The 13423-nt window shown below is 58.4% G+C and carries 8 protein-coding genes; 4 read left to right on the plus strand and 4 right to left on the minus strand.

Annotated features, from left to right (window positions below; genetic code table 11):
• Positions 1–122 precede the first annotated feature (122 nt).
• Both rpe and leuS read right to left on the minus strand, forming a co-directional pair.
• Positions 123–776: a ribulose-phosphate 3-epimerase gene (gene rpe, locus V3C19_RS04490; RefSeq protein ID WP_295934430.1), complete on the minus strand. Its 654-nt coding sequence runs from the start codon at positions 774–776 to the stop codon at positions 123–125.
• Positions 777–801: 25 nt separating this feature from the next.
• Positions 802–3375 carry a leucine--tRNA ligase gene (leuS, locus tag V3C19_RS04495; RefSeq protein WP_295934428.1) on the minus strand — a complete coding sequence of 858 codons (2574 nt, stop codon included), beginning with the start codon at positions 3373–3375 and terminating at the stop codon, positions 802–804.
• A gap of 180 nt (positions 3376–3555) precedes the next feature.
• Here leuS and V3C19_RS04500 point away from each other — a divergent pair, with 180 nt between their 5' ends.
• Positions 3556–5226, plus strand: coding sequence for a sulfatase (locus V3C19_RS04500; RefSeq protein WP_130083450.1), 1671 nt, complete (start codon positions 3556–3558; stop codon positions 5224–5226).
• A 419-nt stretch (positions 5227–5645) separates the two neighbouring features.
• On the opposite strand, the gene V3C19_RS04505 is transcribed toward V3C19_RS04500, so the two are convergent.
• On the minus strand, positions 5646–6425 hold the full coding sequence (locus V3C19_RS04505) for a hypothetical protein (RefSeq protein ID WP_290511837.1): 780 nt from the start codon (positions 6423–6425) through the stop codon (positions 5646–5648).
• Between the two features lie 223 nt (positions 6426–6648).
• On the opposite strand from V3C19_RS04505, the gene nspC reads away from it, so the two are divergent.
• Together nspC and speA are read left to right on the plus strand one after the other, a co-directional pair.
• The gene (nspC, locus tag V3C19_RS04510; protein WP_295876922.1) at positions 6649–7851 is read left to right on the plus strand and encodes a carboxynorspermidine decarboxylase; all 1203 of its coding nucleotides are present in this window, start codon (positions 6649–6651) and stop codon (positions 7849–7851) included.
• A 23-nt stretch (positions 7852–7874) separates the two neighbouring features.
• The gene (speA, locus tag V3C19_RS04515; protein WP_130083453.1) at positions 7875–9812 is read left to right on the plus strand and encodes a biosynthetic arginine decarboxylase; all 1938 of its coding nucleotides are present in this window, start codon (positions 7875–7877) and stop codon (positions 9810–9812) included.
• Positions 9813–9865: 53 nt separating this feature from the next.
• Here the strand turns inward: speA and V3C19_RS04520 are convergent, their stop codons facing one another.
• Entirely contained in the window at positions 9866–10957 is a 1092-nt protein-coding gene (locus tag V3C19_RS04520) for a site-specific integrase (RefSeq protein ID WP_302388946.1), read from the minus strand.
• A gap of 320 nt (positions 10958–11277) precedes the next feature.
• Here V3C19_RS04520 and V3C19_RS04525 point away from each other — a divergent pair, with 320 nt between their 5' ends.
• The gene (locus V3C19_RS04525; RefSeq protein ID WP_290511835.1) at positions 11278–13413 is read left to right on the plus strand and encodes a glycoside hydrolase family 2 TIM barrel-domain containing protein; all 2136 of its coding nucleotides are present in this window, start codon (positions 11278–11280) and stop codon (positions 13411–13413) included.
• Positions 13414–13423: the final 10 nt, after the last annotated feature.

Genomic DNA, 13423 nt, shown 5'->3' on the forward strand with positions numbered 1-13423 from the left:
TGTCTTACCAAGTCCGGCATTCCTCGTGGAGGGATGCCGGTTTTTTGTTGGGTACCCGGCAGGAAAGGAAAGAAACGGGAAATGAGGGGGCAAAAGAGAGAAAATGCCGGCTTCTCCGGCAGTTATTTCATTTCTGCAATAGCCTGGGCCATGTCCGCGGCCTTGAAGGTGGAGGACCCCGCCACCAGAACGTCCGCTCCCGCCAATGCGCACTGGTCGGCATTGTTTTTGCCGATGCCGCCGTCCATCTGAATCAGGAAGGATGCCTGGTGGTCTGCTCTCCATTCCGCGGCTTTCACCACCTTGTCCAGGACGGAGGGCATGAAGGATTGTCCGCCGAACCCGGGCACCACGGACATGACCAGCAGCAGGTCTATTTCTCCCAGGAACGGAAGCAGGGTTTCAAAGGGAGTAGCCGGATTGACGGCCAGCCCGTTTTTCACGCCCGCCCTGCGGATGCGTTTGAGAGTGTTGTGGATGTAGTATTCATCCCCCAGTTCCACATGGAAGCAGATAAGGTTGACGCCCGCTTTGACAAAACGGCCAAAGTAGTGGTCCGGCCGTTCGATCATCAGATGGGCATCCAGAAAACGGTCCGGTCCCACCGCCTTTCTGACGGCGGCGCAGATTTCAGGACCAAAGGAGATGTTGTCCACAAAGTGGCCGTCCATGATGTCCAGGTGCAGCCAGTCGGCTCCTGCTTCAAAGGCGCGGCGCGCCTCTTCCCCTATTCTGGAGAAGTCGGCGGCCAGCAATGACGGGGCGATCATGGTCATGGTCGGGGCATCCTTTCCTGTAAGGTTAATTGGCTACGATATTGACGAGGCGGCCGGGCACGACGATGATTTTTCGTACCGTTACGCCGTCCAGGAAGACTTTTACCTTGGAAGATGCCAGGGCAAGCTTTTCCAGTTCTTCCCGGGAGATGTCCCTGGGCACTTCCAGCTTGTCCCGCAGCTTGCCGTTGACCTGGATGACCATCGGCACCGTGTTTTCCACCAGCAGGGCTTCATCGCAGGCGGGCCAGTTTTTCTGGCAGAGCTGTGTTTCCGGCACGTCGGGGAATGCCGCCTGAAGGCGTGCATGGATTTCTTCCGTAATATGCGGGGCAAACGGGTTGAGCAACGTCAGGAACGCCACGTAGTCCTGCACATCCACCACGTCCGCGGAGGTCATGGCGTTGGTGCATTCCATCATTTTGGCGATGGCGGTGTTGAAGGACATGCTTTCAATGTCGTCCGTCACCTTTTTGATTGTTTTGTGCAGTTCCTTGCGGACCGGCAGCACGGCGGCTTCCGGCGCACCGGAGACGAGCTTGGGATTGATTTCCCATTCCCCTTCCTGGTTTTCCTGGAAGGCCACGCGCCAGACGCGGGCCAGGAAGCGGGAGATGCCTTCCACACCCTTGGTGGCCCAGGGTTTTACGTCTTTCAGCGGGCCCATGAACATTTCATACAGGCGCAGGGCGTCCGCACCGTATTCGCGCACGATGTCGTCCGGATTGACGACGTTGCCGCGGGACTTGGACATTTTCTGCCCGTCTTCGCCCAGGATCAGGCCCTGGTTGACGAGTTTCTGGAATGGCTCGTTGGTGCTGAGGTAGCCCAGGTCAAAGAGGACCTTGTGCCAGAAGCGGGCATAGAGCAGGTGGAGCACGGCGTGTTCCGTGCCGCCCACGTACAGGTCCACGCCGCCGGGCGTGCCTGCGGAGCCCATCCAGTATTGTTCCGCTTCGCGGCTGACGAAGCGTTCGCTGTTTTTCGGGTCCAGGTAGCGCAGGTAATACCAGCAGGAGCCGGCCCACTGCGGCATGGTGTTGGTTTCCCGGTGCGCCGTGGGCGTGTAGGCGATCCATTCAGTGGCCTTGACCAGCGGTCCGCGGGGGTCTCCTGTGGGGGCGAAGTCGTCCAGGGCGGGCTGGAGCAGGGGGAGTTCGTTTTCCGGAATGGCGCGGTGGCGGCCGTCCTCCCAGACGATGGGGAAGGGCTCCCCCCAGTAGCGCTGGCGGGAGAAGAGCCAGTCGCGCAGCTTGTAGTTCACCTTGCGGCGTCCCTTTCCGCGCTCTTCCAGCCACAGGATCATTTTTTCCTTGGCTTCCGGCGTGGGCAGCCCGGTCAGGAAGCCGGAGTTCACGCTGGTGCCCTCATACCCGCAGTAGCCGCGCCAGTCGGTATCTTCGTTGGGCGGCTGCACCACCTGGAGGACCGGAAGGCCGAATACTCCGGCAAATTCGAAGTCGCGTTCGTCGTGGGCGGGAACGGCCATGATGGCCCCGGTTCCGTAGCCCATCAGCACATAGTCCGCAATCCAGACGGGAATCTGCTCTCCGTTGACCGGGTTCACGGCATGCGCGCCGGTGAAGACGCCCGTTTTTTCCTTGGAAAGGTCTGTGCGTTCCAGATCGCTCTTGGAGGCGCACTGGGCGCGGTACTGCTCCACGGCTTCTTTCCGTTCCGGCGTGGTGACGGCGTCCACCAGCGGGTGTTCCGGGGAAAGGACCATGTAGGTGGCGCCGAAGAGGGTGTCCGGCCTCGTGGTGTAAACGGTGATGGTTTCCCCGCCCAGCTCAAAGTCCACTTCCGCCCCTTCCGACTTGCCTATCCAGTTGCGCTGGAGCAGCTTGATGGATTCCGGCCAGTCCAGGGGCTCCAGTTCGTCAATCAGGCGTTCGGCATAGTCCGTGATGCGCAGCATCCACTGGCGCAGCGGGCGGCGTTCCACGTGGTGGCCCTTGGCTTTCCATTCCTCCACTTCCTCATTGGCGAGCACGGTGCCCAGGTCCGGGGACCAGTTCACGGCCACTTCCGCCACGTAGGCCAGGCGCCGCTGGTCGATTTCCTCGCGGGTGAGACCTTGGGCCTCCAGTTCGGAGACGGGGCGCGCCTTTTTCAGTTCCCTGTTGTAGTAGGAGTTGTAAAGACGGAGAAAGATCCACTGGGTCCAGCGCACGTATTCGTGGTCCGTCGTGGCGATTTCCCGGTCCCAGTCATAGGAAAAGCCCAGCATCTTGAGCTGGCGGCGGAAGTTGTCAATGTTCCGGAAGGTGGTGATGGCCGGATGCTGCCCGGTCTTGATGGCGTATTGCTCCGCAGGAAGGCCGAAGGAGTCCCAGCCCATGGGGTGAAGCACGTTGAAGCCGTTCATGCGCTTGAAGCGCGCCACAATGTCCGTGGCGGTGTACCCTTCCGGATGGCCCACATGGAGGCCCGCGCCGCTGGGATAGGGGAACATGTCCAGCACGTAGCACTTGGGCCGGGAAGCGTCAAATCCCTCATCCCCGGGGTTGCCTGTCTTGAAAGTCTTTCGTTCGTCCCAGATCTGCTGCCATTTGGGCTCAAAGACGTCAAAAGGATATGGTTTCTTGCGCTCGGACATGATGCGGAGGAATGTATACTCCGGCGGGGGGGCGATCAAGTCTAAACCCCGGCGACGTCAGGCGTTTCCGGACCTTTCAGAGAATCAATCCCTTTTTCCGGAAAAAAAAGAAAGACCAGAGACGCAGGATGCGTATTTTAACGTTGAAAGGTTTGTCCTGACGTTATTAACTAAAAAATCATGAAGTTCACAGTCTGTTTCCTCTCCGCCGCCTGCGGCGTACTCTCCCTGCTTGCAGGGGCGTCGGCCCAGAATTCCTCCCATGCCGTTTCCGGAAAAAAGCCCAATATCATTGTTTTCCTGGTGGATGACATGGGATGGCAGGATACGTCCGTGCCGTTCTGGACGGATGAAAAGGGCCAGCCGGTCAAGACTTTCCTGAATAAACGCTACCGGACGCCGAACATGGAGAAACTGGCCGCCCAGGGCATGACGTTTACGGATGCGTATGCGCACCCCCTCTGCACGCCGTCGCGCGTGAGCCTGATGTCCGGCATGAATCCGAGCCGCCACCGGGTGACCAACTGGGTCAGGCAGCAAAACCAGACGACAGACCAGAATAGCAAGAATCTCCAGCCGCCGGATTGGGCCCTCAACGGTCTTCAGCCAGTCGGAACGCCCGCCAAGGGAGTGACGAAGCGCCCCATTTCCGGAGAGGACATGCACTACAACATGACCCGTCCCTTCGCCACGGCAATCACGCTGCCCCAGCTGCTGAAAAAGTGCGGCTATGTGACCGTGCACTGCGGGAAGGCTCATTTCGGCACGCAGGGAACGCCAGGCTCCAACCCGCTGAACATGGGGTTTGACTATAATATTGCCGGTACGGAAATCGGACATCCGGCGGATTATCGCGGCTCCAAGCATTACGGAAAGGGTTTCAACCATGTGCGCGGACTGGATGAAAATAATTATTACCAGGACGACGTGTTCCTGACGGAGGCGCTGACCCAGGAGGCCATCAAGAGGCTGGAGGCCATCAGGAACAATCCCAAGGAAGCGGGAAAGCCCTTCTATCTGTACCTGGCCCAGTATGCCCTTCATTCCCCGCTGGATGAACGCGCGTATGACAAGAGGTTTGCGGATGCCTATAAAGACCCGCAGGACGGTCACGCGTGGTCGCCGAGGGAAAAACATTACTCCGGCCTGATCGAAGGGATGGACAAGAGCCTGGGGGACATCATGAAATACTTGAAGGACAACAATCTGGATAAAAATACGGTGCTGGTGTTCATGTCTGACAACGGGGGGCTGGCCATCTCCGGAAGGCTTGGCAACGTGGATTCCAATTATCCGCTTTCCTTCGGCAAAGGAGGGTGCATGGAGGGCGGCATCCGTGAGCCGATGATTATTTCCTGGCCGGGAGTCACCAAGGGAGGTGCCCGGTGCTCCGTGCCGGTCATTATTGACGATTTTCTGCCAACGCTGCTCGATATGGCCGGATGCAGGAATTTGAAAACACCGCAGAAGCTGGACGGCCTCAGCCTGGTGCCCCTGCTGAAAGGGGCGCAATTCCCCGCCGACCGTCCCCTTTTGTTCCACCAGCCCAACAACTGGGGGGAAGGCAGCCGCCAGGCAACGCAGTACGGCGCTTCCACCGCACTGCGGCGCGGTGACTGGAAGTTGATTTACCGTCACGGGGACCAGAGTTTTGAATTGTACAATCTGCGGAAGGATATTAGCGAAAAGAATAACCTGGCTTCCGCGGAACCGAAGAAAGTGAAGGAGATGGCTTCCGTGATGGGCAGGCTGCTCCGGGAGAGGAAGGCTCTGATGCCCACTTACAAGAAGGGAAATTCCCTGGGAGTTGCCGAGGGCACGTCAGTGCCGTGGCCTGACCAGGTGAAGTAATCCTGGTCTTGGTGCTTCTCCGGCGTTGTTGCATAGAGAGAGCCATATCCGCTTTATACTATACGCGGCATGTTTTCCGATCTCCGGCAGCGGGTTGGGAAGGCATGCCGTTTTTCATGCGGATGGAATGGCGGTTTTTCCCCGGATGTTGCACCTCCGCTTCCGGATTTCATACGTGAAGAGCCGTACTTCGCCATTGTTTTGTCAAGCCGTTTTCCTTGCGGGACTCCGGGACGCCATGAAAGGCGTGCGTCTGAAGGAGGTGCAAAGTTCCCGCCCGGTTTCATCCGGAGGCTCGTCTCCGTGCCGTTTTTCATCCCCGTTCGGGGGGATAGGAAACAGCCCCGCTCCGGAAGACCGGGCGGGGCTGTTGATGCAAAGTGCCTGTTCAGGGATGCTTCCCCGGCGGGCCGGCTGTCTTAAAAGTCGTCGGCGGGAGCGTCCGCAGCGGGGGCGTCTCCTTCGGCGGCATTGTCCGCAGCCGGGGCATCCGTGGCGGGAGTTTCTTCCGTGTCGGTTGCCGTGGCGTCGTCGGGCGTTTCAACCGCGTTGCCGGCATCTTCCGCGTCTGCGTCCGCATTGGCATTAGCGGCCGGTGCGGCGGCAGGTTTGCCGGCGGGGGCGGCCGGAGCGGCTTCCTTGGGCGGAACGACTACTTTTACAGCGGGAGGCGCCGGGATGGGAGTGGTCAGTCCGTCAGCCTTGCGGGTGCTGACGCGCAGTCCGTCGGCATAGGCCAGGTTTTTCAGGATGGCGTAGCCCAGGGCCGGAGCCTTGTCCGTGGTGTTGACCAGCATGTTGAAGTGATTGTTGACGGAAATCTTGCGGGCGTCCTTGCCGTTACGGAAGGGAACGATGCCCGCGAGGTTGCCGTCGTTGTCCATGCAGATGACCCAGAAGGAGCGGTCCACCTGGATGAAGTACTGAGGCCGGATGTAGTCGGCCTTTTTCCATTCGGCCCCCTTGATGTATTCCGTCATGGCCCGGCGCGCGTTGTCCGGCATGCCGCCCCAGTCCGCATATACTCTGCTGGTCAGCGTTTCGCGGCCGTTGTATCCGTGCACGGATACGTTCTGCGCGGTGGCGAACTGGCGGGCGTAGCTCTCGGGAGAGGTTGGTTGGCAAGAGCTGGTGAAGAGCGCTGTCCCTGCGGTCAGGATGCAGGCTGCTGCTGTGGTGAAGGGATGAATGTTAGTCATGGCAATCGCAATGGTTGTGTTATAAAAGAGGAAAATCCACGCCATTTCAAGGAAAAGAATGCGGGTTGTGCCGTTTTATGGCGTTTTTTTACGGTTCCGCTTCCCGGGGAAGCGGGCCGCCGGGGCCGGAAGTCTTTGGTATATCTTAAATTGAAGGTATGATGGGAAATTACTAAAATTTTTCTCGCAAATAGTTGCAGATCGCTTAGGTTGTCGTTGCTTCATGTCCGCCTTTATCGTCAGCCAGCCAGCATTGGAACGCAACGCCCGCATCCTCAGGGAGGTAGCGGATGCCGCGGGGTGCCGGGTCGTGCTGGCTCTGAAGGGGTTTTCCACCTGGCCCTGTTTTGAGGGCCTGAGCCCCCTGCTGGACGGCTGCTGCGCTTCCGGATTGTGGGAGGCTCTTCTGGCCCGGCGCAGATTCGGCAAGCATGTATTGACTTATTCCCCCGCATACGCTCCGGAGGAGATTGCGGAACTGGCGGAGATTTCCGACCACCTTGATTTCAACAGCCTGACCCAGTGGAACTTCTTCCGGGAGGAGGTGACGGGGCATCCTCGCTTCCTGTCCGGGGAATTGAAGTGCGGCCTGCGCATCAATCCCAAATTTTCCACGGGCCATACGCCTCTTTACGATCCCTGTGCGCCCGGTTCCCGCCTGGGCGTGACGCCGGAGCTGGTGCAGGGGGCGGACTTGTCCGGCATTTCCGGGCTGCATTTCCATACCCTGTGCGAGCAGAGCGCGGAGGATTTGGCGGATACTTTGAAAGCCGTGGAACAGTACTTCGGCTCCATTCTGTCCCGGCCGGAGATCTCCTGGCTGAACATGGGCGGCGGCCACTGGATCACCAAGCCCGGCTACAACCGGGAACTGCTGGCGGAGCTGGTGCGCGGCATCCGCTTCCGCTACGGCGTGGATGTATGGCTGGAGCCGGGGGAGGCGGTCGCCATTCATTCCGGCGTGCTGCGCTGCCGGGTGCTGGATGTTTTTTCTTCCGAGGGGGTGGAACACGCCATTCTGGACGTTTCCGCTTCTGCCCACATGCCGGACACGCTGGAAATGCCCTACAGGCCGGATGTGTTCCAGATTTTGGAGAATCCCTCCCTGCGGTCCGGGCAGCAGCCCGCCGTAGTGATGGAGGGGGAAAGCTATGCCGTGGCCGGAGAACCGGGTGAAAAGCCCTTTACTTACCGCCTGGGGGCGCCTACGTGCCTGGCCGGGGACCGGCTGGGAGATTATTCCTTTGCGGAACCCCTTTCTCCGGGAGACGAGCTTGTGTTTGACGACATGGCCCATTACACGATGGTGAAAACCACCTTTTTCAATGGCGTGCCCCATCCGGACATAGCCGTGCAGAAGCACGACGGTTCCGTGGAGACGGTGCGCCGTTTTTCCTATGAGGATTTTGAAGCCCGCCTGGGCTGAAACATTTGACCAGATTTATTGACATGGCAGCAGCTAAAGAAGGCATTAAACAGAAAGTCCGGGGGTGGAGCCATCATGATTCCGCAGATTTGTACGGCATTGACGACTGGGGCAACGGCTATTTCCGGATCAGCAAGAAAGGGGAGGTGACCGTACGCCTGAATGATGAAGACGGCGGAAAGAAGGACATCAGCCTGTGCGACCTGCTGGAAGGACTGAACGAACGCGGCACGACCGTTCCCGTCCTGTTCCGCTTCCGTGACCTGCTGCGCAGCCGCATTGCGGAACTGAACGAGAGTTTCCGCAAGGCAATCAAGGAGGCGGACTACCAGGGCCATTACCAGGGCGTCTACCCCATCAAGGTGAACCAGCAGCGCCAGGTGGTGGAGGAGATCGCGGAATACGGCACCAAGTACGACTACGGGCTGGAAGCCGGCTCCAAGCCGGAACTGATCGCGGCCATGGCGCACATGCACAACCCGAACGCCTACCTGATCTGCAACGGTTACAAGGACGACGAGTTCATCGACCTGGCCCTGACCGCCCAGAAGATGGGGCTGAACATTTTCATCGTGCTGGAGATGCCTTCCGAGCTGGACGCCATCTTCGCCCGCGCCAAAAAGATGGACATCCGCCCCAATCTGGGCCTTCGCGTGAAGCTGGCGGCCAAGGGATCCGGCCTGTGGCATGAATCCGCCGGGGACAAATCCGTCTTCGGCCTGAACGCGGCCCAGGTGCTGGACGTGGTGGACAAGCTCAAGCAGATGGAAGCACTGGACTGCCTGAAGCTGCTCCATTACCACCAGGGGTCCCAGATTCCGAATATTTCCGTGGTGCGAGAGGGGCTGACGGAAGCCGCCCGCATTTACGTGGACCTGGTCAGGGAGGGGGCTCCGCTGGGGACGCTGGACATGGGCGGCGGCCTGGCCGTGGATTATGACGGTTCCAAGACAAATTTCCATTCCTCCTGCAACTATTCCATTGCGGAGTTCGCCCGTGACGTGGTGGAAGTGGTGGGGGACATGTGCACCAAGTACGAGGTTCCGCACCCCACGCTGGTGACGGAATCCGGCCGCGCCGTGGTGGCTTATTATTCCGTACTGGTGTTCAACGTGCTGGACGTGACCAGCGCCCCAGGGGAGGAACCGCCCCCGGAGCTGCCGGAAAACGCGCCCGAATTGCTCAAGGCCTTTGCGGACACGGACAGGACCCTGGCCCGGAAAAACATGCAGGAATGCTATAATGACGCCTGCTATTACCGCGACCAGCTCCGCGCCCAGTTTTTTTATGGAAATGCCACCCTGCGGGAACGCGGGCTGGGAGAGGCGTATTACTGGCACATCCTCAGCCGCATTTCCCGGATGCTGGCGGAGATGGAGACCATTCCGGAAGACCTCAGGGAGCTTTCCTGTTCCATGGTGGATTTTTATTACGGCAATTTTTCCCTGTTCCAGTCCCTGCCGGATTCCTGGGCCATACGCCAGCTTTTCCCGGTCATGCCGCTCCACCGGCTGAACGAGCGGCCCACGAACAAGGCCGTGCTGGCGGACATCACGTGCGACTGCGACGGGAAGATCGACCATTTCATCGACCGCGAAGACGTAGCCACGGCTCTTCCCCTGCACGCCATCAAGCCCGGCGAGGAAGATTACTACATCGGCGTGTTCCTGGTAGGCGCCTATCAGGAAACCCTGGGGGACCTGCACAACCTGCTGGGGGACACGAATGTCGTCGGCGTGCATCTGGAAGGCGGCCGCCCCGTCTACACGCATGAGGTGGAGGGAGATACGGTGGCGGACGTGCTCTCCTACGTGGAATATGATCCCAAGGAGCTCGTCAACAGGTTCCGCATTTTTGCGGAACAGGCGGTAGCTTCCGGAAAAATCACGCCGTCCGAACGCCGCCGGGCCCTGGAAATATTCCGTTCCGGGCTGAATGGCTATACCTATTACGAACTGTAGGGAAAAGTGTTGCTCCGGAGCGGCGGATTTTTCCGTACCTGCCGGAACGGCGGTTACTGGGACATTTCCGCCGGGGCCTCCATTTCCTCAATCACCTTTGCCGGGGTCAGGGCCCAGAAGCGGTTGGCCGTCTGGACGGAAATCCCCTTCATGTTCAGGTACCGCGTGCGGAGCAGGGAGGAGGAGCGGTGCCCCATTTCCATTTGCAGCAGGTTGTAGTCCTTGAAATGCTTGGCATGATAGCTGGCGTAGGTATGCCGCAGGCAGTCCGGCATCCATGATCTCTTCCTGCTGCCCCATCCGGCTCTTCTGCGGATTTTGCGCCACTTGATCGTCCATCCCTTCGGGCAAATGGGCGTGAGAGGGCCCGGCTTTGTCCTGTCGCGGCAGAATTTGAGCCATTTGGCCAGCACGGGCAGAATGGTGACGTGGCGCGCTCCGCCTGTTTTAGTATGTTTGGAATTCAGGATTACGCAACCGTCCCGGATGGCGATGTTTTCCCAGAGCAGGCGCTCCACTTCCTGCGGACGGATGCCCGCAAAAATCATCAGGGCCGCACCGGCAACGCAGCTTCCGTTGAATTCGTCCATGCATGTCTTGAGCAGGAGCGTCACCTCCTTCAATGTCAGGGCGGGGATCTCCTGTTCCTTCAGGAACGGCATGTCCACTCTCAGAATCGGATTTTCATCGCACCAGCCGCGCTTGACGGAGAAGGAAAAAATGCCGCTCAGGATCAGTCTTGCCTTGTGCCTCTGGCGGGAGGTGGTGAAGGTATTCATCAGGATGCTCTGGCAGTCTTCCACGCTGATGTTCCGCAGAGGCGTCTGTTCCAGTTCCGGATTGCTTTTCTTGAGCTTCTGGATGATGCTCCTGATGTCCGTCAGCGTGCGGGGCCTGCGGTGGCTTTTGGAACGCAGGCATTCCACCGCCGCCGTCCCGAAGCTGACCGTATGGTGCTTGTTTTTGATGGCGTTCAGCCCCAGGGAAACGACTTCCCGGCATCTGTTGATGGTGCAAATTTCGTCACCCAGGGCTTCCTTGATTTCCAGTACCAGCCTCGCTGCCTGAATCAGAGTAACGGATTCTCCCTCCAGGAGCGCGGCTCCAACATATCGCAATTTATTCGTTTTCGGTGTTTTTCTCATATTGGTTCACGTGTTGTCACAAACACGGGTTTAACGAAAAAGGCATTCCTTATAGTAAAGAAAAATTATGTTTTCTATCGGAAAACGCGTAACCAACAAGGTTATGTTGTTACTTCCGGTTTCTTTGATCCGATCGGAAAATCCAAGGTTCCAGGGAAGCAGTGGGAAAAATGTTGGAAGCCGCCGTCCTTCCTTCATTCCGTGCCGAAAGCCGCCGGAACGCTTATTCCGGTAAAAAACATCCCTGGCGGAATGCCAGTCCGGCATCATGAAAGATATTGACGGCAGGGAACGTATGCAGTAGACTTATTATCCTTACCATGGTTATCAGAATTCATTCTCTCAATGTATCATGCGCTGGCCTGTGCTGCGCTCTGGGTTCTCTCCTGGCAATGGCGGATGCGCGTGAAGTGTATCCTCTGACCGGTTCCTGGGATTACCGCTTTGACGGAGGCCCTTCTGAAAAAGTAACCGTGCCGCATACCTGGAATGCGTCGGATGCCGCCGACGGCGTGAAAGGGAAAAATGGAGACGCCAAATCCGTTGACAGCGGAGTTTACAAGCGCGGTCCTGCTGTTTACACCCGCACCCTGCCCGTGGCTCCCAAGCCGGGCAAAAGGTATTTCATTCGGGGAGAGGGGGCCAGCATCGTTTCCGAGGTATCCGTCAATGGAAAGCCAGCCGGCAGGCATGAAGGGGCGTTTACCGCATTCTGCCATGAAATCACGTCCCTGCTGAAAAAGGGGAGCAATACCGTTTCCGTTATGGTGGACAATACGCAGCGGGATCATATCGCGCCCCAGCGGGGAGATTTTTCCATGTTCGGCGGACTGTACCGCCCCATCGAATTGATTGAGACGGACCAGGTCTGCATTGACCCCCTCTTTTACGCTTCTCCCGGAGTGTTCATCACCACCCGATCCCTGGACAAGTCCAAGGCGGAAGTGGAAGTGAAAACCCTGCTGAATTCTGCCGAAGCCAAGGGCGATGTGACCGTTGCCGTGGAAATTCTGAACAAGCAGGGGAAGAAAGTGGCCGGGAAGACGGTGAAGGCCTCTGCAGAGGAAAAGAAAAGCCTGGAGGTCCCCGTCATGCTGGCCATTTCCAATCCCGTGCCGTGGAACGCCACTAAAAACCCGTATCTGTACCAGGTGAAGGTTTCCATCCGGACGGAGGACGGACAGACGGATGAGATGGTGCAGCCGCTGGGGCTTAGAACCGTTTCCGTTGATCCGGGGCGGGGTTTTGTTCTGAATGGCAAAACCATGCAGATCAAGGGCGTCAGCCGCCACCAGGACCGAAAGGGCAAGGGCTGGGCCCTGTCTCCGGAAGATGAAGAGCAGGATATCAGGCTGATTGCGGACATGGGGGCGGACGGCCTGAGAACCGGGCATTATCCTGCTTCCACAAACATTTATAATTTGTGCGACAGGACGGGACTGATCGTCTGGTCTGAGGTTTCCAACGTCAACCTGGTGCGGGACACTCCCGAATTCCGGGAAAACAACCGTTTCCAGGCCAGGGAAATGATTTACCAGCACTGGAACCATCCTTCCATCTGCATGTGGGGTATTTTCAATGAAATCGGCCACCAGCCGGAGGCTTCCACCAAGGGGGTGGACATGGAGGCGGAGTTGATTGAACTGAACAAGTTCGTGAAAGAAACGGATCCTACCCGCATGACGGTGGGAGCCACCAACCAGCCGGGCCGCAAAAAGCTGAACAATATTCCGGACCACATCGCCTTTAACTCCTACCCCGGCTGGTACGGAGGCGGCCCGGAAACCATGAAAGGGAACCTGAACGGATTCATCCGCGACCATGCCTCCAGGGGGATCGCCATCAGCGAGTACGGCCATGGCGCCAGCATCGGCATGCATGAAAATCCCCCCAAGCGTCCATCTCCCACGGGATTCTGGCATCCGGAGGAATGGCAGGCCCATGCGCATGAAATCAACTACAAGTGCATCAAGGAACGCCCGGAAGTATGGGGCTCTTTTGTCTGGAACATGTTCGACTTCGGGTCCGCCGCGCGTTTCGAGGGGGAAAATCCCGGCATCAACGACAAGGGGCTGGTGACTTACGACCGCAAGACTCCCAAGGACGCCTACTTCTTCTACAAGGCCAACTGGAGTCCCAAACCCACGGTTTACATCACATCCCGCAGGTTTGCGGAGCGTACGGAAAAAACGGTGCCCGTAAAGGTGTACAGCAATGCTTCCTCCGTGAAGCTGAGCGTCAACGGCAAGGCTGTGGGCAGCGCCAGGCCGGATGAACTCAAGCGCGCCGTCTGGCCCGAGGTGGCCCTCAAGCCTGGCGTCAATACCATTACGGCCACGGCCACGATCGGGGGCAAGACTTATACGGATTCCTGCAAGTGGACGCTGAAACCCGGCAAGGAGGGGGAAAAAGGCTCTGAACGCTATCAGGACCCGTCCATTAAAAAATATAAATAAGCATCCAGCT

The sequence above is a fragment of the Akkermansia sp. AE01SA01 genome (assembly GCF_036417395.1).
Lineage (GTDB): Bacteria > Verrucomicrobiota > Verrucomicrobiia > Verrucomicrobiales > Akkermansiaceae > Akkermansia.